Genomic DNA, 21,930 nt, shown 5'->3' with positions numbered 1-21,930 from the left:
TCAGACAAGCTGTTCCTCCCCAAGCGGCCGCGTCCCCGGGCACCGCACCATCCAAGGTCCAGGTCCCGGTTCCAGGTCAAGGTCATCCGGCCAGACCCGGCCTGTCCCCAGCCTATAGTTCCGGCGGGCAGCGTCATAGCACCCAGACCGAGCTGAGAGCTCAAATAAGTATGGGAGTCCCGCCGTTCAAAAGAAGCAGGGGCAGATACATCAACGCACCGCGCCATGCCGACCCTGCCCCCCAACAGGACAAAGCCAATACAATAAGGGAATATGTAACTATGAAGGCACGCATTCTGGTAGTGGACGATGACGAGGCGTTGGCCGAGATGATTGGCATTGTGCTGCGCAATGACGGCTTCGAGCCGGTTTTTTGTGCAGACGGCGGTCAGGCCCTGGAAATTTTCCGCTCCTCCAAGCCGGACCTCGTGCTGCTCGATCTCATGCTTCCTGGAGTTGATGGCATCGAGGTATGCCGTCAGATCCGGGGTGAATCCGACGTTCCGATTGTGATGCTAACGGCTAAATCCGATACCTCTGACGTGGTCCGTGGGCTGGAATCAGGGGCTGATGACTACGTGCCTAAACCCTTCAAACCCGCTGAACTCGTGGCACGGGTGCGGGCCCGCTTGCGTCCGGGGGACCAGAAGGCCCCCGAGACTTTGCGCATCGCTGATATAACCATCGACGTCGCGGGTCACCTGGTAAGCCGCGGCAGCGAACGGATCTCACTGACTCCTTTGGAGTTTGATCTGCTGGTGGCCCTGGCCCGCAAACCTTGGCAGGTCTTTACCCGTGAACTCCTTCTTGAACAGGTGTGGGGCTATCGCCATGCGGCGGACACGCGTCTGGTCAACGTCCATGTCCAGCGGTTGAGGTCAAAGATTGAGCGTGACCCTGAAGCCCCCGAAGTAGTAATGACGGTCCGTGGTGTCGGCTATAAAGCAGGTTCCTGAGCCTCCCAAAGGACGCTCCGGCGAGACGGATCCCCAGTCGCCATCGGCTGAAAACGCCGCGCCCAGCTCCACCAAACCAACTCCTTTGCCGGAGACCGACAGGTCGCCGGTGCATGAGCATGGTCCCGAACATACAGATGCGTTGGCAAATGTGCCTGGGCTGTCCTTCCGGGCCAGGCTCTGGGGGCGGCGGGCGCAAATAGTAGTACTGCGCGTTCTGAGGCTCGTTCGGACCGGGGTAAGCCGGGCCTTGCCCGGGATCCGGTTCCTGCTTCGCTCCCTGCGCCGACGGTGGCGTCGTTCCCTGCAACTGCGGACGGTCCTCACCACGTTGCTGCTGTCGATCAGCTCCTTTGCCGTTGTGGGTGCTTATTTGTCCAATCAGATTGCGAACAATCTGTTCCAGGAACGGCTGACCCAGGCAGAATCAGAAACCCTGTACAACGTCAAGCAGGTCCAGGAAACGTTCGACGGCGCGCAGGTCACCAATCAGTCCAGCGTCATCACACTCGTCTACGACACGCTGAATGCCGTCGAGGGCCGTGGCAACGTGATTCAGAGGCGCTACGTCTTTGAAGCAAAGCCGGAGCAGACCAAGCCCCGAAACCGGTGGGTGGAATCGCGGGCATCAGACCAGCTGACCATAAACGTCATTCCTCCGGAACTTCGAAGGGCGGTGCAGGAGTCCGGAAAAGAGCAGTTCTGGGCCTCGATGGAGTTTCCGGTCGGTACCGAGGACCGGCCAGGCATTGCGGTCGGAAACCTGGTGACTTTCAACGGTACTGCCTACGAGCTGTACCTGATCTACGACCTTAATTCGGCGCAAAAGACTCTCGATGAGATCCAAAACGTACTGTGGGCAGGCGGCGCCGTCCTGGTTCTGATGATTGGTGCCATCGCCTGGTACGTTACGAGGAATGTGGTCAGCCCGGTCAGTCATGCCGCCCTCGTATCCGAAAAGCTGGCCGCCGGCCAACTCCAGGAGCGGATGGTGGTCAAAGGCGAGGACGAAGTCGCACGCCTCGGCGCGTCCTTCAACCACATGGCGGCCAGCCTCCAGGAGCAGATCACCCAGCTGGCGACGCTTTCGCAAATGCAGCAAAGATTCGTATCAGACGTGTCCCACGAACTTCGTACACCTTTGACCACTGTCCGGATGGCTGCTGAAGTCCTCTACGACGCCCGCCACGACTTTGACCCCATCAACAAGAGATCCGCTGAGCTTCTTTACAATCAGGTGGAACGATTCCAATCACTGCTGGCGGACCTGCTGGAAATCTCGCGCTTTGATGCCGGAGTGGCAAGGCTCGACGCCGAGCCAACTGATATCTTGTCACTCGTCACCCACGTGTTGGATGGGGTGACACCCGTTGCCGCAGAATACGGGTCCGAGATCGTGGTCATCTGCCGGGAAAAAAGCATCGTCGTGGAGATGGACGCTCGCCGGATCGACCGGATACTTCGTAACCTTGTCCTTAACGCGCTCGAACACGGTGAAGGAAAACCTATTCACATTTCCGTTGCGGCTAATGAGTCCGCGGTCGCAATCGCGGTACGGGACCATGGAATTGGAATGACTCCAACGGAGGCAGCACGGGTCTTCGACAGATTTTGGCGAGCCGACCCGGCGCGGGCACGCACAACTGGCGGCAGCGGATTGGGGCTGTCAATCGCAGCCGAAGACACAAAGCTGCACGACGGCTGGCTTCAAGCGTGGGGCAACAAGGGAGCAGGGTCTAACTTCAGGTTGACGCTTCCTCTCCGGCAGGGCGAAGCGATTGCCAAATCGCCCCTTCAGCTGGAGCCGGCCGACGTCGAGCTTTCCGTGCGTGCCAGCGATCGCTCCACTCTGATACTCAACTCTGCTGCCTCGGCGAGCACCGCGGCTGCATTGGAGGCCCCCGGACAGGGAGTCCCTGAAGAAAGCAGCCGGGAGGACACTCGTGATCACTGAGAGCCCCCGGCGCCGGGTTATCCATCCCATAGTGGCCTCACTGACTGTCTTGCTGCTGCTGTTCGTCACTGCCTGCGCGCAAATTCCCCGGTCCGGTCCAGTAGGAAAAAGCACAGATGAAAGCGCCGGCAATCCTGACGCTCCCGTGTTTTTTCCTCAGGGGCCTCTTGAGGGTGCCAGCCCGGAATCCATCCTGGAGGGCTTCTACAGTGCCGGCAGTGGCTACGAGTCCGATTACGCTGTAGCCCGCCAGTTCCTCACACAGGCATCGGCCGTCTCGTGGAAACCAGACCAGCGGACTCTCGTCTTCCGGTCGGCCAGAGTAGTCAAGACGGCCGTTGAAAATGTCTACAACTACGAGCTTGACTTGTCCTACACAGTAGACGCCGACGGTGTGGCCACAGCTCTTCCTGAGGGAACCAAGGAGAACATTCCAGCGACGCTGACACAGGTCGACGGCAACTGGCGTGTTTCTGCCATACCGGATGGTACGGCTATTCCTGAAGAGAATTTCAGGATCATCTACGGCCCTTACCCCATCTACTTCTATGACCACAGCTTTACTTACGCGGTTCCGGACGTGCGTTGGTTCATCAAGAAGAAGACGGTTAAGGCCATGACCAGCGCGCTCTTGGCGGGCCCGGCCCCGTACCTCCGTGGAGCAGTGGTGAGCGCGTTTCCGTCTGGAATGCGGCTCGCCCGGGAGTCTGTGCCCGTCGTTTCCGGCGCAGCTCAAGTCGACCTGACCGCCAAGGAACTAAGGGAGTCTTCGCCTGAGGACAGGTTGCGGATGCAGACCCAGTTGGCGCTGACGTTCCGCACCCAACCCGATGTCATCAATGTGGAATTGCGGGCGGATCAGGATCTGGTGCGGGTCGAAGACAACGGATCCGTCCTTCCGCCGATACGTGACGTGAACGTTCCTTCCCGCCAGATAGCCGTCAACGGCAATGAGCTTGTTCGCTATGAAAACAACAGGGTCTCGCCACTGCCCGATATGCAGTCCGTCAGTGGGCTGGGGCCCCGATCACCTGCAGAATCGCCGGTATCCCAGACAGCAGCCTTCCTCAACGGGGGAAGAACCACGTTGTATTCCATCCTTCCAGGACAACCGGCCAGGGCACTGACCACCCGCAGCACGCTGACGCATCCATCCTTCGGACGGAGCGACTGGGTGTGGACTGCCGGCCCTGGTGCCAACGGCTCCACAGAAGTGGTGGCATTCCGGCCGGTCAATGTTGCCGAAGGAGGCGCGGTTCCGACGGTTTCCCTGGCGCCGTCCTGGCTGGCCGGCAGGAATGTGAAGGAGTTCAGGGTGTCCCGTGAAGGCGTGCGCGCCCTGGTAATTTCGGAGCAGAACGGAAAATCACGGGTTCAGATAACGGGCATCGTCCGTAACGCAGACGGGACTCCCCGTGACCTGACCGCACCGATTACCCTGGTCGCGTCAAAGGAAGCGGATCAAGGGGTCTGGGTGGATGACACCACGGTGGCAGTCATGAAGACAGCCGCGAATGCAAATGACAGTGTCTCGCCCGAACTGCTCTCGTTGACGTCCTCACCCCCGCAGCAGCTTGCGCCGTGGCCGGGACTGACTGCCATCAGTGCAGGGAACGGGCCCGAAGAGATCTTTGGCCAGTCTTCGGAAGGCATCTTCCAACGACTCGGCAACGGCTGGTCACCACAGCTGAAGGGGCCAGTGGACCCGTCCTTCCCCGGCTGAATTCAGCAGAACCGGACGTGTCACGGACGGCAGCTGCCAGGGTTTTCCCATGCCGCGTTGTCCACATTGGAACAGCTCTCCCTGTCGCCCGATCCCGTAGCGAAGAACACTGGGAGAATGAAGCCCCGTATTGTCCGCGCCGATCCCGATCTGGCGCCCTCCGTCACGATGGCCGCGAAGCATCGGGGCAGTTATTCCAAGAGGCTGTGGAGGTGGAGCGATACACTGGCTGTTTCTTTCGCGGAACTTCTGGCTCTCATATCCCCGGTTGACTGTGTCTGCTGCGGTGCTGAAGACAGTTCCCTATGTGCTGCATGCGAGCGGCAGATCCAGCGGCTCACCCGCAAGCCTTTCAGAGCTGAAGGCCAGGCCCCTGCGCTGATGGACGTTGACGGCTCGGTCATTTTGCCGGTAGTGGCAGCTGCCGTTTATCGGGAGGAGATGGCCCAGGCCATCCTCACCTTCAAGAGACACGGCCAGTATCAGTTGGGAAACGCCCTCGCCAAAGGCCTGGGCCGGGCCATCCGTGCGCGCCTGGGCGAAGGCAACGACGTGAGGCTCGTGCCGGTACCGAGCAGTGCGGCTGCTTACAGGAAGCGCGGGTTCAGCCCTGTACATCTTCTGCTGCACAATCTGTGGCTGCACCGGGAGCTTGCAGGCTTTGTTGTCGTCGACGCCCTGAGAAAAACCAGCCGGCTCAATGGGGGAAGGATGGCGCCTGGCGGAATCCTCGCGCTCTCCGGGGTGGTGAATCACAGCGGGCAAAAAGGCTTGGGCAGGGGGCAGCGTGCGCGGCGCGTGAGAGGCTCGATGACGTCCCGGACCATGCGCCGGCGGCTGATCCGGGGGCAACCGTGCATCATTGTCGACGACGTCCTCACAACAGGTGCAACACTGGCCGAAGCCGCGCAGGCGCTGCGTGCCGCCGGGGGCATCGTAGTGGGCGCAGTGGTCCTTTCCGCGACGCGTGCGCCGGACGCCGGCGGGGTGGTTCACGAGGTCCGGCGGGGCAGTGATGACCACAAGGACTTAGAAAAAAATAAACGGCGAAAAGATGAATAACGGGTGGCTATGAACTAACGTCGGTTGTGGGTACCAAGATCAGTTGTACCTGTCGATAGCGGCTCGAAAGGGGGGCTCGACTGTCAATCAGATCGGCCCCGCAAGTGCCGCCGTCGTGTCACCGAAGTCATTTGGAGGGCACCATGGAGTTCATGATCAGCGGACGGAATTTGACGGTTTCAGACCGCTTCCGCGAATATGCCGGCGAGAAGATTTCAAAGATTGAGTCGCTGGGGGACAAGGTCCAGAGGGTAGACGCAAAGGTTTCGAAAGAGACCGGTACGCGGCAGACCGGCGATCAGCTCACAGTTGAAGTCACAGTTCTGGGACGCGGCCCCGTAATCCGCGCTGAAGCCAGTGCGGCCGACAAATTCGCTGCTTTTGACTTGGCCTACAACAAACTCCTTGAACGGTTGCGGAGGGCAAAGGACCGGAAGAAGGTCCATCACGGACGGCACACGCCCAAGGCTGTCCGGGAAGCTACAGCAGCACTCGAGCCTGCCAGCCCCAGCGGGCCGCTCTACGCGGACACCAGCAGCCGCAAGCCCCCTGTCGCGCCCACCGCGGAAAAGTCGCCGTACGACGTCGACAACGATATTCCGGCCGGTGATTCGCCTGTGCTGATCAGGCGCAAGGTCTTCCCTGCGGCGTCCCTGAGTCTCGACGACGCTGTCGACAATATGGAGCTTGTCGGCCATGACTTCTATCTCTTTGTGGATAAGGCGACCAACGCCCCCTCCGTCGTCTACCGGCGTCGTGGCTGGACTTATGGCGTTATCACCCTGGATCAGTTCTGCGAGCCGGGTGAAACCCTGCTTGAGGACAAAATCATCGCTTACCGCTCCGACGATCAGGCAGCGAACGCCTAAGCTGGAGGAGACCATCCAACGAAAGGACTGATGTGAGTGCATCGCTGAGCCTGATCCAGGCCAGGCGGATTGCACTTGCAGCGCAGCAATTGGATAAGGGACGGCCCGCCGGCCCCGTGACATCACGGGCGGTGGGCCGTACCTTTGCCCGCCTGCATCTGGTGCAGATAGATTCTGTCAACGTCCTGGCCCGTAGCCACTTTCTCCCTTTTTTCTCCCGGCTCGGAAACTATGACCGGAAAATACTGCAGCGTATGGCCGGAACGCATCCCCGCCGGATGATGGAGTACTGGGCGCATGAAGCCTGCTTCATCCTGCCTGATCACTTCCACGACCTCGTACTCTGGCAGAACCGGAAATGGGTAGGCGCCGGCGGCATGGATCCCATACTTCGTGAGGACGTGGCGAACCAGGTGCTGGGGGTGCTTTCGAAGGGTAAGCCCCTGACAGCCGCTGAACTGACAGCCCGGATCGGCCATGTGGAGGACCGTCGCCAGGACAATTGGGGATGGAACTGGAACGCGGTCAAGAGGGTTCTTGAGCACCTGTTTGAGGAAGGCGTGGTCTCGGCTGCGTCCCGGACAGAACAATTTGAACGCCGCTACACCCTGGCTTCAAAGATCCTGCCGGCCGCAACCGTTGAACCGCCGGCTGATCGAGACCCGGATTCCGCAATGGACCGACTCATAGAAGCTGCAGCGAGGGCTCACGGCATTGGAACAGTACGCTGTTTCGCCGACTACTTCCGAACACCATTGCGCGCCGGGGCTGCATCAGTGGAGCGTCTTGTGGAGCAAGGACGTCTGCAACCTATCCGGGTTGAAGGGTGGGATAAACCCCTGTACAGGCATGCCGAGGCAAAGCTTCCACGCGCTGCAACGGGCCGGGCGCTCCTGAGCCCCTTCGACTCGCTTGTGTTTGAGCGTAAGCGGCTGGAGGCGTTGTTCGGATTCCACTACAGGATTGAAATTTATACTCCCGAGGCCAAGAGGAGGTTCGGGTACTACGTCCTGCCGTTCCTGCTTCGCGAGGGAATCGTGGCCCGGGTTGACCTGAAGGCAGACCGCCTAACGGGAAGACTTCTGGCGAGAGCGGCTTATGCAGAGCCGAATGCGCCTGATGACACTGCTGTGGAGCTTGCCGAGGAGCTGAGGCTTATGGCCGATTGGCTGGAACTGGATGAGGTGGTCGTCTTCCCGATAGGGGATCTGGGACCTGCCTTGGCGGATGAAATGGCCCTGCCCCGGACTGGGTATCAGCTCTCAGGGAACACTAACGGCGCGGCCAGTGTCTCTCACGTAGACTGAACACGCCAGAATTCGGCAGCTTGAGACTGGGAGCAACTTCACGTGGCATCACTTATCGAAAAACTTCTCCGTACGGGTGACAAAAAAACCCTGAGGCAACTGCGGAACTATGCCGATTCCATTAATGCCCTGGAAGACTCATTCAAAACCTTCACGGATGCTGAACTGCGGGAAGAAACCGACCGTCTCCGGGAGCGTCACCAGGACGGTGAGAAGCTGGATGAGCTCCTCCCCGAAGCTTTCGCCGCCGTACGCGAAGCGTCGTCCCGAACCCTCGGCCTGCGCCACTTCGATGTGCAGCTCATGGGTGGGGCTGCGCTGCACCTGGGCAACATCGCCGAAATGAAAACCGGTGAAGGCAAGACCCTCGTGGCCACAGCTCCGGCCTACCTGAACGCATTGACCGGCAAGGGCGTCCACGTCGTCACGGTCAACGACTACCTGGCCGAATACCAGTCGGACCTGATGGGCCGCGTCTACCGCTTCCTGGGCTTGACCAGCGGCTGCATCCTCTCGAATCAGGATCCCTCCGTCCGCCGTGAGCAGTACGCCGCTGACATCACCTACGGCACCAATAACGAATTCGGCTTCGACTACCTGCGCGACAACATGGCGTGGGACCAGTCAGAACTGGTCCAGCGCGGCCACAACTTCGCTATCGTCGATGAGGTCGACTCCATCCTCATCGACGAGGCCCGTACCCCGCTCATCATTTCGGGCCCGGCGCAGGGCGATACGAACCGCTGGTACAGCGAGTTCGCCAAGGTAGTGATGCGCCTCCAGCCCGAACGGGACTATGAGGTGGACGAAAAGAAGCGCACCGTCGGTGTTCTTGAGGCAGGCATCGAGAAGGTCGAAGACTACCTCGGGATCCAGAACCTCTACGAATCTGCCAACACTCCGCTGATCGGCTTCCTCAACAACGCAATCAAGGCCAAAGAACTCTTCAAGCGGGACAAGGACTACGTCATTCTCGACGGCGAAGTCCTGATCGTTGACGAACACACCGGCCGCATCCTTGCCGGACGCCGCTACAACGAGGGCATGCACCAGGCCATCGAAGCCAAGGAAGGCGTCGAAATCAAGGCCGAGAACCAGACCTTGGCCACGGTGACGCTGCAGAACTACTTCCGTATGTACGGCAAGCTCTCCGGCATGACGGGTACGGCCGAAACCGAAGCCGCGGAATTCATGGGCACCTACAAGCTCGGGGTCGTTGCCATTCCGACCAACCGGGATATGCAGCGGATCGACCAGTCCGACCTCGTCTACAAGAACGAGACGGTGAAGTTCGACGCTGTCGTCAAGGACATCGCTGAACGCCACGAAAAGGGGCAGCCGATCCTGGTAGGCACCACCAGCGTCGAAAAGAGCGAGTACCTTTCGCGTCTCCTTGCCAAGGAGGGCATCAGGCATGAGGTTCTGAACGCAAAGAACCATGCCCGCGAGGCCGCCATTGTTGCCCAGGCCGGACGCAAGGGTGCCGTCACTGTGGCTACCAACATGGCCGGTCGTGGTACTGACATCATGCTTGGCGGCAACGCCGAATTCACGGCAGTGGCCGAACTCGCCAAAAAGGGACTGGACCCCGAGGAAAACTCAGAGGAATACGAATCTGCGTGGCCGGCTGCCTTCGAAGCTGCCAAGCAGGCCGTCAAGGACGAGCACGAAGAGGTTTTGAACCTCGGTGGCCTCTATGTGCTGGGCACGGAGCGCCACGAATCGCGAAGGATCGATAACCAGTTGCGCGGCCGCTCCGGCCGCCAGGGAGACCCCGGCGAGTCACGCTTCTACCTGTCCCTGACAGATGACCTCATGCGACTGTTCAACTCCGGTGCAGCGGAGCGTCTGATGAACAGTTCTGTCCCAGATGACGTCGCCCTTGAATCCAAGCTGGTATCCCGTGCCATCGCCTCGGCCCAGGGCCAGGTGGAGGGCCGCAACGCCGAGCAGCGCAAGAACGTGCTTAAGTACGACGACGTCCTCAACCGCCAGCGTGAAGCGATCTATGGCGACCGGCGTCGGATCCTCGAGGGGGACGACCTCCACGAAAAGGTGCAGTACTTCCTCGAAGACACCATCAACTCCTTCATCGACGAAGCTACCGCTGAGGGGAACGGGGACGACTGGGACTTCAACCAGTTGTGGACCAACCTCAAGACTCTCTATCCCGTCAGCGTCACGCCTCACGACATCATCGATGAAGCCGGCGGGAAGTCACGCATCACAGCAGAATTCCTCCGCGAGGAGATCCTTTCCGATGCCCGCCTGGTCTACCAGGCACGAGAAGAATCCATCGGGTCAGAGAGCATGCGCGAACTTGAGCGCAGGGTTGTCCTTTCGGTGATTGGCCGCAAATGGCAGGAACACCTCTACGAGATGGACTATCTCAAGGAGGGCATTGGCCTCCGGGCGATGGCCCAGCGTGATCCGCTCGTTGAGTACCAGCGCGAGGGGTTCATCATGTTCCAGGCCATGATGGAAGCCATCCGGGAAGAAAGCATTGGATTCCTGTTCAACCTTGAGGTCGAAGTGACGCCCGCCGAAGATGTCGTCGTCGCCGATGCCGAAGGAGAGCATACGGAGCACCACACTCCGCAGATCAAGGCAGCTGGCCTCCAGGCTCCGGAGAAACCCGCCCAACTTCAGTACACGGCGCCGAGCGAAGACGGCTCCAGCCAGACCCGCATGGAGACCAAGTCGACCGGCCGTTCAGGCAACCCCGCGAAAGCTGCAGCGCAGGATGTCGGAAGACGGAACAACAAGAAGAAGCGCCGCTGACCTGACAGTCAGGGAAATCAGCCGATTTCCAAAACCGTGATCCGCCATACCTTGTTGTTCCGTTCCAGCCGTAACGCCACCGCACGTGCCCGCGTCTCATCCACTACGACGGCGCTGGCTTCGTAGATATCAGCCGTCACTTCTGAGGCGCGCACGGAGCGCACGGCAGGATTTCGGTACACACCGGAGGCGGACGGGGAAAGGCTCTGCCTGTTAAGGCGAATGAGGGCTGCCCGATGTTGAAGGGCCGCCAGGCACTGTTGGTCCAGGCGTCGAGCCAATTGGTGGACAGGACGAGTGCCGGCGAGAACTTCTATGGCAGCCTGGACCGTCCCCCGCGCAATGGCGCAGACCTCGCGATGGTCTGTGGCCGCCCTTAGGCTCCTCACGGGATTGTTCATCGATTCCGCGGGGGGCTTCAGCCCTGAAGGGGGTTGGCTCGCAGGGGTGATGACTGCAGGGAATCTGTGAACAGCCGCGTCCGTATTGGATACTGGTTCCTGCTTGCTCCGAACTACCGTTACTGCACTCATTATGATCCTTCAATAGATGGCGGATTGGCGGGCGCCGATCAGGCCGCGCCGGGAGGTGTAAGCAGTTGCCCGGGTTTCAGCACGTCAGGGTTTTCGCCTATGACGGTACGATTGGCCCGATACCAGAGCGGCCATTCCTGGGCGATGTCGACGTCGGAGGCCAGTGGACCAAGATGGCTGGCAACAATGGTCCAGAGGGAATCGCCTTCCACGACCGTTACCGCCGCAGTCCCGCTCCCTGGCACCTGGTGAACAGCCCGAAGTGGAGTTCCTGCGATCAGGCCCGGGTCCACTGCCGGCTTACTGGGCTGCCAGCGGGGATTCAACGGCTGTATGAGCTTGTCGTCTGAGTGCTCCGCCTTCCATGCCGCTGATACCGAAGTCCCCGCGCCGGGGGTCCAGGCTGAACCGGAGGAACTGTCGGCGTTCGCAAGGGGCGCGGTCACCAGCTGAAGGCCCAAGGCGGCCAGTGCCAACCTGCGCATGTAGCGGGGAGTGAAACTACCCGTGACGGCCGCCGCCCGACGGCTCCCTGCATGCTCCAGGACAGCTGTTACAAAGGCGATCACCGCCGAAAGTACCCACCACAAAACCAAGACCAAACCAAGAATGTTGGCACCGAACCCCAGCATGTCGTCAAAGCCCATCGACTGGTTCCGCGCGGCGGAGCGTTGCCAGCGGCCGGTCAGGGCTTCCCCTGTGGCAGCAAGGAATACGCCGAGCAGCAAAATCAGAACTGCCAAGGCTGCATCCGAACTGAGAGATCTATGATCCGTGGATCTCATTGTGCGCCCTACCTCGTGTTTGGTGTCGTTTGATGCAGTTTGACCTAGTTTAGGCTCGTTCGATCAGTCTGAGGCAGGCGATATTGTTTTGTCCAGTCATTTTCCTCTTGGATTTTTTGGAAATTGACCAGCTGACCCTGGACACCTACGCTGACGGCATGCGTTGGGATGCACTGTTCGAAGACATGGAAGCGCAGTTCTCTGCCGAGAACCGTCTTCAGCGGGAGTCCGAAATTGCTGAGCGCGTACGCATTGACGTGGCAGGAGTGGGCATCGCTGACCGGCTCCGGGCTTCAATCAACCTCAGGGTTACGGTTCATTTGCTGTCCGGATCCACGCTTAGCGGGTTGCTGGGCCACGCCGGCAGCCAGTTGCTGGTTCTGAATGAACAGCAGCATCAGGTGCTTGTTCCCTACGCGGCAATTGGCCGCTGCAGTGGCCTGGCGCGGCATGCTGTCGCGGAACCATCACTAGTGCGGCAGAGGCCTGATTTGGGAAGTGCGCTCAGGGCGCTTTCCCGGGATCGTTCGCATCTTGCACTGACGTTGGCTGGCGGATCCCAAGGCGAAACAACACTTCACGGGGTTATTGACCGCGTGGGCAGGGATTACGTGGACTTCGCCGTGACCGCGCCCGGGGAAGCAAGGCGTGCAGCAAATGTCATCGAGATGGCGGCCGTTCCCTTCACGGCATTAAGTGCCATCAGGTCCCTTCAGGCGGTGACCTGAGCGGCAGGAATCAAACCGTCTTTGACTTTGACTCCTGGATCATCCGGCTTGCCTCGGCGTACCGCTCCTCTATGTACTGCTCCAGCATCTTTTCCTCGACGCGCCATTGACCTCGGCCACCAACCTGGATTGCCTTTAGTTCACCGCTGCGCACGAGGGCGTAGGCCGCCGGGGAATTGATCTGTAGCTGTTCGGCAACGTCTGCAAGCGTCAGGAATCTGGGCATATACCCATTTTGCCATCGATGTGGTGAAGAGCATGCGTTATCCACAGTTTGATGCAGTTTGACGCTGTGACTTTCAGATCTGCTTCTTTGCAATGACAATGAGGGGTGTCTGGCGCATGATCCACCAATCCGGTAGCGACTAAAGGGGGAAGGGGCGGCATGAGTGGGAGCACAACATCCGCGGGAGCACGACTGAAGAAACCGTCGTGGAAGGATCCCCGGCTACTCGTCGGATTGCTGCTGGTGCTTGCATCTGTGGTCGGAGTCGTTTCGCTGGTGGGTGCAGCCGACCAGACTACTGATGTCTACGTGGCGCGGGAGGCTATCGCCGTCGGGGAGAGACTGACCGCGGACAACACTGCCCGGGCTAAGGTGCGTCTGGGCCAGTTGGAGGAGCTCTACATCTCGGGCGAGGCCGGACTTCCCGATGGGCTTGTGGCTGTTCAGAGGATCGGCAAGGACCAGCTCCTGCCCAAGGCGAGCCTCGGGAAGCCGGATGAGCTCGATCGAAAACCAGTTGCCATAACCATCGATGAACCGCTTCCTGAGCAGGCGCTGGCCGGTTCGAGGGTTGATGTCTGGGTGGCGCAGCCCGATACGCGCAATGGCTTCAGCGAGCCCTCGATGCTGCTGCCCGGCGCTGAAATCTCGCAGGTGACGCCAGGGTCCACTGCCCTTGGATCCTCCCGATCCACCGTCCTGATGGTGCTGGTCAGTGACGATCAGATGCCCAAGCTCTTGGGTTCACAGGCAAACAAGGCAAAGATCTCAGTTGTGTGGAACCCGGGCGGTGTGGGCAAATGAGCATCCCGGTCGTAACAGTAGGTGATGCCCAGGAAGACCTGGTCGGAGGCCTGGAGCGGCTGCATGGTCCGGTATCCGTCGTCAGGCGGTGCTCAGAGCTGACAGAACTGTTGGCAGCATGCCAGGGCGGGCTGGCAAGGGCCGCTGTGGTGGCAGGAGGAAGCGAGGAGCTTGCAGCCTCGTTGGTTGACCGCCTCCGGGCTGTGGGAGTGGCAATAGTTGCCTTGACTGACATTCCAGGAGAGATGACCAGACTGCGTGGAATGGGAGTGATCTGTGCCGCGCCGGATCTGGACCCGGTGGCCCTGGCAGCAAAGATCTCGGAAGCGGTGGCTCTTTTGTCCGGGAGTGGATCCGTTCCCCCTTTCAAGCAAGACAGCGGGATGTCTGATCCCGGCGCCTCCAACCGAATCAGACTGGACGACGGCGCCGATGTCCCTCCAGCGTCGGGAACAGGGCAGATCATTGCTGTTTGGGGTCCTGCCGGGTCACCTGGGCGGACTCTTGTCGCCATCAACATCGCCGGAGAGTTGGCGGCTGAGGGTAAGTCTGTCCTGCTGGTCGACGCCGACAGCTATGGCGCCAGCGTCGCAGCCATGCTGGGATTGCTTGACGAAACGGCGGGGCTCGCACAGGCGTGCCGACTGGCTGACCAAGGCATCCTCGACGCCGATGCCCTGCTTCGGGTTGCCACTCGGGTAGTCACGAAGGGCGGCACGTTCCGCGTTCTCACCGGAATTACCCGGGCTGACCGATGGACGGAGTTGCGCGCCGCTGCCCTCTCCTTGGTGCTTGAGAAGTCCAGGGAGATTGCCGACGTCATCGTCGTTGATGCGGGGTTCTGTCTGGAGGCCGATGAAGAACTCAGCTTTGACACGGTGGCTCCCAGGCGGAACGCGGCCACCCTGCGCAGCCTTGAACTCGCAGATACTGTCTTTGCGGTAGGAGCCGCGGACCCCGTTGGAGTACCCCGGTTGGTGCGCGCGTTATCTGACCTCGAGCAGGCCGTGCCGCATGCATCGCCGAAAGTGGTTCTGAACAAAGTGAGAGCCTCAGTGGTTGGCAGGTCTCCGGAGCGCCAACTGCGGGAAGCCTGGGACAGATACGGCCCGTCCCTTCGGATAGAAGCGTTTCTTCCTGCTGATCCCGGAGCCGGAGATGCAGCGCTCCTTTCGGGGGCCTTGCTGCTCGAAGCTGCCCCGGACTCGGCACTTCGCCGCTCCATTGCTGAATTGGTTTGTGCACCAGTCCAGGGAAAACGCCGTTCGTCTGTATTTACTTCCACAGCAAGGCGCAGAGTTAAGGATTAGGCTCACCTTGAGGGCTGCAAAGGTGCAGCCGCGAACTTCTGATGGAGGCGTTTCATATATGTCGTCTGGATCCAGTGTGGAGGATCAATCCTTGACCGTCGCGGCCTTGGAAGGATACCTGGGGGACTACTACGAGCATTTGGCAGAAGAGGATTTCCAGGCGTACCCCGCCGAAGTCCTCTCCACCCGGGCGGAGACGCACCGGGCTGTAGCGCAAAGCCGCCAGCCGGGCCACGCGAACGTCTCCATCTTGGAAGAGGGCGACAACTGTGTCGTATATATAGTCACTGACGACATGCCATTCCTCGTGGACTCGGTGAATGCAGAAATTGTCCGTCAAAAATCCGCCATCCATTTGGTGGTGCATCCGCTGTTTGTCGTCATGCGCAACCGAGTTACGGGTGAACTGGTCAAGGTGGACAAAGTTCCTTCGACGGTTGGTCTCTCCAGCGGCGATACAGCTACTATGCCGAGTCTTTCCCACCTCATTGCTGAAGGTGACAATGCCTCCCACATGGAGTCCTGGATTGCAGTTGAGATTGACAGACTGGGGAAGGAGGGGCGGGATCTTCTTGAAGATGGACTCCGGCGGATTCTTGGAAACGTTCGGGCCGCGGTCGAAGACTGGCCGAGGATGCGGAATAAAGCCCTCCAGATAGCTGCCGACTTGGACAAGGTAGCCAATCCGGCCCAAATTACAGAACTTCGGCAGGCTCAGGATCTCCTGCGCTGGTTGGACGAAGGCAACTTCACATTCCTGGGCTACCGTGAATACGACCTCGTCAACGAGGACGGCGAGGATGTGCTCCAGCTTCGTGAAGACAGCGGGCTGGGCCTTCTGCGCGCCAGCTCGGACGGCCGGCAGATTCAGCACCTTACGGACGCCGGCCGGAAAAAGGCCAGGGAGAAGCGGGCACTGGTGATCACCAAGGCCAACTCCAGGTCCACCGTGCACCGCCCGGCCTACCTTGACTATATTGGCGTCAAGAGTTTCGATGCCGCCGGTAACGTCAATGGCGAGCGGCGCTTCATCGGTCTGTTCGCCACGAGTGCCTATGCAGGGTCTGTCAGGGATATTCCAATCGTGCGGGAGAAGGTCGAGGCAGTCCTTCGGATCGCGGGTTTTCCACCCGATTCACACTCCGGCAAGGACCTTCTCGGGATCCTCGAAACGTACCCCCGGGACGAACTGTTCCAGATTGAGGTGCCTGATCTCGCTGCGACTGCCATCAGCATTCAGCGACTGCAGGAACGGCGCCGGACGCGTCTCTTCCTCAGGCCGGACATTTACGGCAGGTTCATGTCTGCGGTCGTCTTCCTTCCGCGCGACAGGTACACCACCAACGTTAGGCTCCGTATCGAAGATGAGCTCCGTGAGACCTTTCACGCAGAGTCGATTGATTATGAAGCACGTATGACGGAGTCTGCGCTGGCCCGGCTCTTCTTCCGGATCCGTCTGCCGAAGGACGCCGATGTCACGAACGTCAACGCCCAGGAACTGGAAAAACGTCTTGTTCGCGCTACGCGTTCGTGGAGCGAAGGAATCACGGAAGTACTTCGTGATTCCTCACCTGATGGAGGCGGCAAAGAGCTCGCCGAACTCTGGGCCGAGGCCTTTCCTGCCAGCTACCGCGTTGACTACGAGGTTGAAGATGCGTTGCAGGATATTGCAAGGTTCGAGAAGTACAGTGCGGTAGCCAAAGAAAGGGGCGGCCCCGAGCGTCCGGGCGTTCACGTCTACCTTCCTGAAGGCGCGGGAGCAACTCTGGAGGAGGATGCGCGCGTCAAGCTGTACATGCTTGACCCCAAGAGCCTGAGCCAGATTCTTCCGTACTTCCACAACCTGGGCCTTGAGGTGCTGGATGAGCGGCCCTTCGAGATCGAGACGGCCGATAAACGTGACTTCTTCCTCTACGACCTCGGGCTCAAATACCCGCCACGGGTGGATCCTTCGGCCACGGGAGAGCTTCTTGCCGAGTCCTTTGGTGCAGCAGTTTCCGGTGCAGCCGAATCTGACAGCTTTGATCGGCTCGTCCTTCGTGAAGGCATGACATGGCGCCAGATCGTGGTTCTTCGCGCCTATGCCAGGTACATGAGGCAAATGGGCAACACCAATTCCTTTGAATTCATGGCTGACACACTGTTGGCGAACGCCGATGTCACGCGCGCCTTGAGTGCACTGTTCACGGCGCGATTTGACCCCTCATTCGAGGAGGAAGAGCGCGAGGCCAGGCAGGAACAGTTGCGCGGGGAACTGGCTGCGTCGATTGAGCAGGTAGCCACGCTGGACGCCGACCGGGTTCTGCGGACCTTCAAGAATCTGATCGAGTCGACCCTGAGGACCAACTTTTTCCAGAACAAGCCGTACCTGAGCTTCAAGCTCAACCCGGCCGGCATTGAGGGGTTGCCGTTCCCGCGGCCGATGTTCGAAATCTGGGTCTATTCCCCACGGGTCGAGGGCGTACATCTCCGGTTCGGGAAGGTTGCACGAGGCGGCCTTCGCTGGTCAGATCGCCGGGAGGACTTCCGGACCGAAATCCTCGGTCTCGTCAAGGCACAAACGGTCAAGAACGCGGTCATCGTTCCCACTGGGGCCAAGGGTGGCTTCTACGCCAAACAATTACCGAACCCTGCGGAAGACCGGGCTGCCTGGATGAGCGAGGGGGTAGAGAGCTACAAGACGTTCATCCGAGGTCTGTTGGACCTTACAGACAACCTCGTTGCCACGCCTGGGGGTGAGGAATTGGTGCCGCCGTCCGGCGTAGTGCGGCATGACGGAGATGACTCCTACCTGGTGGTCGCAGCGGATAAGGGGACAGCGACTTTCTCTGATATCGCCAACGGGCTTGCCGCTGAATACGGCTTCTGGTTGGGGGATGCCTTCGCGTCCGGTGGCTCTGTGGGCTACGACCACAAAGCCATGGGAATCACTGCAAGGGGCGCCTGGGAATCAGTCAAGCGTCACTTCAGCGAGCTGGACCTGGACACACAATCCGAACCCTTTACCGTCGTCGGTGTGGGGGACATGTCAGGGGATGTCTTCGGCAACGGAATGCTGCTTTCACGGCACATCCGGCTCCTGGCTGCTTTTGATCATCGGCATATTTTCCTCGATCCGAACCCGGACGAATCAGTTTCATTCGATGAACGGCAACGGCTGTTCGGGCTGCCGCGTTCGTCCTGGGACGACTACGACAAATCACTCATCAGTGAAGGTGGCGGTGTTTATCCGCGCCAGCTGAAATCGATCCCGGTTTCGGAGCAAGTCCGGGTCGCCTTGGGCCTTCCCGATGGAGTTACCCATTTGAGCCCTCCAGAGCTGCTTCGTGCGATCCTGCTGGCTCCGGCTGACCTTCTTTACAACGGGGGAATCGGAACTTACGTCAAGGCGAGCACTGAGACGAATGCTGAAGTTGGTGACAAAGCCAATGACGCAATCCGTGTGGACGGACGAGAGCTGCGTGTCAAGGTGGTGGGCGAAGGCGGCAACCTGGGACTGACCCAGCGGGGCCGTATTGAGGCCGCCCTGCAAGGGGTGATCCTCAACACGGACGCAATCGATAACTCTGCCGGAGTTGATTGCTCCGACCACGAGGTCAACATCAAGATCTTTGTCGACAGGATGGTAGCGGCAGGCAAACTCGACGCCAGCGAGCGTGCCGAATTCCTGGCATCCATGACGGAGGAAGTTGGCCGGCTCGTTCTTGAGGACAACATTGACCAAAACATTCTGCTGCTGAACGATCGAATCCGCGTTGCTGAATGGAGCCCCAGCTATGAGCGGCTGATGGACTGGATGGAGAAATCCGGATACCTGAAGCGGAAGCTCGAAGCCCTGCCCACAACCGAGACGCTCCGCGAGCGGCTGGAGCAGGGCCAAGGACTTACCAGCCCTGAGCTCTCCGTGCTCTCGGCCTATGCCAAGATCCAATTGGCCACGGCGCTGCGGGAAAGTGACCTCGCCGATGATCCGTGGTTCCGTCGGACCTTGCGGGAGTACTTCCCCCGTCAGTTGCGGGAAAGGTTCGACGCCGAGCTGGACAGCCACCCGCTGCGGCGGGAAATCATAGCGACGGTCATCGCCAATGACATGATCAACATGGGCGGAATCACGTTCGCCTTCCGGGTGATGGAGGAGACTTCCGCCAGTGAGGTCCAAGTTGCGAAGGCATTTGTGGCGCTGCGGGAAGTGTACGAACTGGACAACATGGTGGCGGAGCTCAACGCCCTTCCGGCATCGTTCCCCACTGAACACTGGAGCGCTGTCCACCTGGATATCCGCAGGTTGCTGGACCGTGCGGTCCGCTGGGTTCTGACTCAGGGGAACGCAACGCGGCCGATTGCAGACACAGTCGCGGAGTTCAAGCCACTGATGGATCCGATGCGCTCTCGCCTGCTCGATTACCTGCGTGGTGATGACCGCGCACGAGTGGCCGCATGGCTTGAAAAGGCCGGCGCGTGGGGCCTCCCTGAAGACCTTTCTTACAGGTGGGCTGAGCTGTTCGAGAGCTTTGTGTTGCTGGACATTGCCAAGATCGCCCATGGCAATCCGGAACCTGTGGAAAGCATTGCGCATGTGTATTACACCGTGTTCAACCGGTTCCACATTGATTCCCTGTTGGAGCGGATCACGAAGCTCCCGAGGGAGGACCGTTGGCAGGCCCTTGCCCGGGCCGCGTTGCGTGACGATCTATATTCAACGGTCTCAGATATGACCACGGCCGTGCTGGAGGCCACTCCCAGCGGTGTCCCTGCAGAAGACCGCCTGAAGACCTGGGAAGGACTGAACGCCGAGCAGTTGGGGAGGGCGAAGAGCATGTTTGATGAGGTCAACGCCCTTGAAGCCGACGATATGGCGTCCCTGTCGGTAGCATTGAGGCTCTTGAGGTCAATCGTCCGACGCTAGGCAGTAGCCGGAGCGTCGCAATATGGAGGTGCAGTGGCAATCTTTACGGACCCTATCAGGGAGCACGCTGATTTTGGGCCGGGGGATGCCGAGTGGCTGCACCTCCTGGTGGGCGACTGGCAGATGGTTGCAGACCTTGCCTTCGCTGACCTTGCATTGTGGTTTCCGCATCCGGAACACGGATACATTGCGCTCGCGCATGTCCGCCCCTCCACCACGCATACGGTGTTTCACGCCGACTTTGTGGGGGAGGGGATCCGGTCGGATTTGCAGCCCCTGGTGGACAAAGCGTGGGAGAGCCGGACTATTGAGCGTTCCAGCGAGACCAACTGGAGCAGCGACATGGCCCTCCGGGTGGAGGCGGTCCCGATGGTTCGCAATGGCCGGACGCTCGCTGTGGTCACCTCCCACATGGACCTGTCCAGTTCCAGAATGCCCTCCCGGCTTGAGCTGACGTACCGGCAGTGTGCGTACGACCTGCTGAGGATGGGTACCTTAGGTCTCTGGCCCGATTTCGCATCGCCCACCGGTTCCCGTCGCGGTGCGCCGCGTGTGGGGGATGGCCTCATCAGGCTGGATGCGGATGGAATCGTCCAGTATGCCAGTCCCAACGGTGTCTCGGCTTTCCGGCGTCTGGGCGATGGGGAATCTCTGGAGGGGCGGTCACTCGCAGAGGTAACGGCAGGCTTGCTCAAGGACCGTCGGATGGTGGACGAAACCTTGCCGCTGGTCGTCACCGGCCGGATGCCCTGGCGCAGCGAAATCGAATCCCGTGGCGTCAGCCTTTCACTGCGGGCCATTCCGCTGCGGGACGAACAGCAGAGGTTCGGTGCCCTCGTCTTGTGCCGCGACGTGTCGGAATTGCGCCGCCGTGAAATGGAGCTGGTGACCAAGGATGCGACCATCCGCGAGATCCATCACCGGGTTAAGAATAATCTGCAGACCGTTGCTGCCCTCCTCAGGATGCAATCCCGCCGAATGGTCAGTGACGAGGCAAAACAGGGCCTCGAGCAGGCGATGCGCCGGGTAGCAACCATCGCGCTCGTCCATGAGACGTTGTCCCAGGGCCTTACCCAGAGTGTCGATTTCGATGAACTGATCGGGCGGCAATTCAGGCTATCTGCTGAAGTCGCTTCGCCCTCCCAGCAGGTACGCACGGAGCGCGCCGGTCTGTTTGGTGAACTGCCGAGCGACTTCGCGACACCCTTGGCCCTGGTAATCAATGAACTCGTTACCAACGCGGTCGAGCATGGACTGGAGGGGAGAACAGGCACCGTCTGGTTGCTCGCGGACCGCTCAGAAGGAGACGACGGTGAGGAACTGCTGACAGTGACCGTTGCCGATGATGGTGTAGGGCTCCCGGAAACACCCCATATCGAGGGCTTGGGGCTGCAGATAGTCAGAACCCTGGTGATGAGTGAGCTCGGAGGCACAATCCAGTGGCAACGACGTGAAGGTGGCGGCACCGCGGTCCAGATCGTGCTCAGCCTAATCCGGCGGTAGGGCCCTTGCCGGCCCGGGGCCTCCAGGTCTAAGTAGGGCGCCGGGTCGTCGGCAAAAATAAGAGGGGCCGCGGACAGAAACGTCCACGGCCCCTCATATTGGTTTTGTCCCTCAGGAAGCCCGGCGTGCGCGTGCAGCACGTCGTTTGAGGGCGCGGCGCTCATCTTCACTCATGCCACCCCAGACGCCTGCGTCCTGCCCGGACTCCAGGGCCCACTGAAGACAGGTATCCACCACGGGGCACCGGCGGCAGACGCTCTTGGCCTCCTCGATCTGCAGGAGGGCAGGGCCGGTGTTGCCTACGGGGAAAAACAGCTCCGGGTCCTTATCGAGGCACGCTGCGCGGTTACGCCAATCCATGCTGATCAGTCACTCCATTCCTGGGAAACTCGTTGAGTGCTTTGTGAAAATATTCACTAAAGGCAACAAAGGAAAGGGGCCCAATCGGGCCCCCTTGGTCATCTCCAATAAGCCTGTCATGTT

At 60.1% G+C, this 21,930-nt stretch carries 16 protein-coding genes; 12 read left to right on the top strand and 4 right to left on the bottom strand.

Annotation, left to right across the window (positions count from 1 at the left end; all coding sequences use genetic code 11):
* Window positions 1-281: 281 nt before the first annotated feature.
* The 7 genes from mtrA (at window position 282) to secA (ending at window position 10,652) form a co-directional block, all read left to right on the top strand.
* Window positions 282-956 (top strand): MtrAB system response regulator MtrA, encoded by a 675-nt coding sequence (gene mtrA, locus M1D88_RS14055; RefSeq protein WP_458111420.1) that lies wholly within the window; start codon window positions 282-284, stop codon window positions 954-956.
* A 151-nt stretch (window positions 957-1,107) separates the two neighbouring features.
* Window positions 1,108-2,910, top strand: a complete 1,803-nt coding sequence (gene mtrB / locus M1D88_RS14050; RefSeq protein WP_458114531.1) for an MtrAB system histidine kinase MtrB — start codon at window positions 1,108-1,110, stop codon at window positions 2,908-2,910.
* Window positions 2,903-4,633 (top strand): LpqB family beta-propeller domain-containing protein, encoded by a 1,731-nt coding sequence (locus M1D88_RS14045; protein WP_458114530.1) that lies wholly within the window; start codon window positions 2,903-2,905, stop codon window positions 4,631-4,633. The genes mtrB and M1D88_RS14045 overlap by 8 nt, the downstream gene beginning before the upstream one ends.
* A gap of 117 nt (window positions 4,634-4,750) precedes the next feature.
* Window positions 4,751-5,695: a ComF family protein gene (locus M1D88_RS14040; RefSeq protein ID WP_458111419.1), complete on the top strand. Its 945-nt coding sequence runs from the start codon at window positions 4,751-4,753 to the stop codon at window positions 5,693-5,695.
* Between the two features lie 143 nt (window positions 5,696-5,838).
* Complete coding sequence (gene hpf / locus M1D88_RS14035) at window positions 5,839-6,564, top strand: ribosome hibernation-promoting factor, HPF/YfiA family (protein WP_458111418.1); 726 nt, start codon at window positions 5,839-5,841, stop codon at window positions 6,562-6,564.
* A gap of 32 nt (window positions 6,565-6,596) precedes the next feature.
* The gene (locus M1D88_RS14030) at window positions 6,597-7,871 is read left to right on the top strand and encodes a winged helix-turn-helix domain-containing protein (RefSeq protein WP_458111417.1); all 1,275 of its coding nucleotides are present in this window, start codon (window positions 6,597-6,599) and stop codon (window positions 7,869-7,871) included.
* A gap of 42 nt (window positions 7,872-7,913) precedes the next feature.
* Window positions 7,914-10,652, top strand: a complete 2,739-nt coding sequence (gene secA, locus M1D88_RS14025; protein ID WP_458111416.1) for a preprotein translocase subunit SecA — start codon at window positions 7,914-7,916, stop codon at window positions 10,650-10,652.
* A gap of 17 nt (window positions 10,653-10,669) precedes the next feature.
* On the opposite strand, the gene M1D88_RS14020 is transcribed toward secA, so the two are convergent.
* Both M1D88_RS14020 and M1D88_RS14015 read right to left on the bottom strand, forming a co-directional pair.
* Window positions 10,670-11,185, bottom strand: a complete 516-nt coding sequence (locus tag M1D88_RS14020; protein ID WP_458111415.1) for an Rv3235 family protein — start codon at window positions 11,183-11,185, stop codon at window positions 10,670-10,672.
* A gap of 38 nt (window positions 11,186-11,223) precedes the next feature.
* On the bottom strand, window positions 11,224-11,928 hold the full coding sequence (locus M1D88_RS14015) for a LysM peptidoglycan-binding domain-containing protein (RefSeq protein ID WP_458111414.1): 705 nt from the start codon (window positions 11,926-11,928) through the stop codon (window positions 11,224-11,226).
* A 158-nt stretch (window positions 11,929-12,086) separates the two neighbouring features.
* On the opposite strand from M1D88_RS14015, the gene M1D88_RS14010 reads away from it, so the two are divergent.
* Window positions 12,087-12,698 carry a hypothetical protein gene (locus tag M1D88_RS14010; RefSeq protein ID WP_458111413.1) on the top strand — a complete coding sequence of 204 codons (612 nt, stop codon included), beginning with the start codon at window positions 12,087-12,089 and terminating at the stop codon, window positions 12,696-12,698.
* A 10-nt stretch (window positions 12,699-12,708) separates the two neighbouring features.
* On the opposite strand, the gene M1D88_RS14005 is transcribed toward M1D88_RS14010, so the two are convergent.
* Window positions 12,709-12,924, bottom strand: a complete 216-nt coding sequence (locus M1D88_RS14005) for a helix-turn-helix domain-containing protein (RefSeq protein ID WP_458111412.1) — start codon at window positions 12,922-12,924, stop codon at window positions 12,709-12,711.
* A 159-nt stretch (window positions 12,925-13,083) separates the two neighbouring features.
* Here M1D88_RS14005 and M1D88_RS14000 point away from each other — a divergent pair, with 159 nt between their 5' ends.
* Genes M1D88_RS14000 through M1D88_RS13985 form a run of 4 tightly spaced genes read left to right on the top strand, consistent with a single transcriptional unit; the run spans window position 13,084 to window position 21,447 of the window.
* Window positions 13,084-13,728 carry a hypothetical protein gene (locus tag M1D88_RS14000; protein WP_458111411.1) on the top strand — a complete coding sequence of 215 codons (645 nt, stop codon included), beginning with the start codon at window positions 13,084-13,086 and terminating at the stop codon, window positions 13,726-13,728.
* The gene (locus M1D88_RS13995; protein WP_458111410.1) at window positions 13,725-15,038 is read left to right on the top strand and encodes an AAA family ATPase; all 1,314 of its coding nucleotides are present in this window, start codon (window positions 13,725-13,727) and stop codon (window positions 15,036-15,038) included. The genes M1D88_RS14000 and M1D88_RS13995 overlap by 4 nt, the downstream gene beginning before the upstream one ends.
* Window positions 15,039-15,096: 58 nt before the next feature.
* Window positions 15,097-19,944: an NAD-glutamate dehydrogenase gene (locus tag M1D88_RS13990; RefSeq protein ID WP_458111409.1), complete on the top strand. Its 4,848-nt coding sequence runs from the start codon at window positions 15,097-15,099 to the stop codon at window positions 19,942-19,944.
* Between the two features lie 33 nt (window positions 19,945-19,977).
* A complete protein-coding gene (locus M1D88_RS13985; RefSeq protein ID WP_458111408.1) occupies window positions 19,978-21,447 on the top strand; it encodes a sensor histidine kinase in 1,470 nt (489 codons plus the stop codon).
* A 111-nt stretch (window positions 21,448-21,558) separates the two neighbouring features.
* Here the strand turns inward: M1D88_RS13985 and M1D88_RS13980 are convergent, their stop codons facing one another.
* Window positions 21,559-21,807, bottom strand: a complete 249-nt coding sequence (locus M1D88_RS13980; protein WP_003804966.1) for a WhiB family transcriptional regulator — start codon at window positions 21,805-21,807, stop codon at window positions 21,559-21,561.
* Window positions 21,808-21,930: the final 123 nt, after the last annotated feature.

It is taken from the genome of Arthrobacter sp. R1-13, assembly GCF_054161475.1.
The sequence above is the reverse complement of the archived record's forward strand: the minus strand, read 5'-3'. Positions and strand labels throughout refer to the sequence as shown.

Coding starts and splice junctions, on each gene's coding strand:
- M1D88_RS13990 (WP_458111409.1), top strand. CDS start 15,097: ATGTCGTCTGGATCCAGTGTGGAGGATCAATCCTTGACCGTCGCGGCC.
- mtrA (WP_458111420.1), top strand. CDS start 282: ATGAAGGCACGCATTCTGGTAGTGGACGATGACGAGGCGTTGGCCGAG.
- M1D88_RS14000 (WP_458111411.1), top strand. CDS start 13,084: ATGAGTGGGAGCACAACATCCGCGGGAGCACGACTGAAGAAACCGTCG.
- M1D88_RS14020 (WP_458111415.1), bottom strand. CDS start 11,185: ATGAGTGCAGTAACGGTAGTTCGGAGCAAGCAGGAACCAGTATCCAAT.
- M1D88_RS13980 (WP_003804966.1), bottom strand. CDS start 21,807: ATGGATTGGCGTAACCGCGCAGCGTGCCTCGATAAGGACCCGGAGCTG.
- M1D88_RS14040 (WP_458111419.1), top strand. CDS start 4,751: ATGAAGCCCCGTATTGTCCGCGCCGATCCCGATCTGGCGCCCTCCGTC.
- M1D88_RS13995 (WP_458111410.1), top strand. CDS start 13,725: ATGAGCATCCCGGTCGTAACAGTAGGTGATGCCCAGGAAGACCTGGTC.
- M1D88_RS14005 (WP_458111412.1), bottom strand. CDS start 12,924: ATGCCCAGATTCCTGACGCTTGCAGACGTTGCCGAACAGCTACAGATC.
- hpf (WP_458111418.1), top strand. CDS start 5,839: ATGGAGTTCATGATCAGCGGACGGAATTTGACGGTTTCAGACCGCTTC.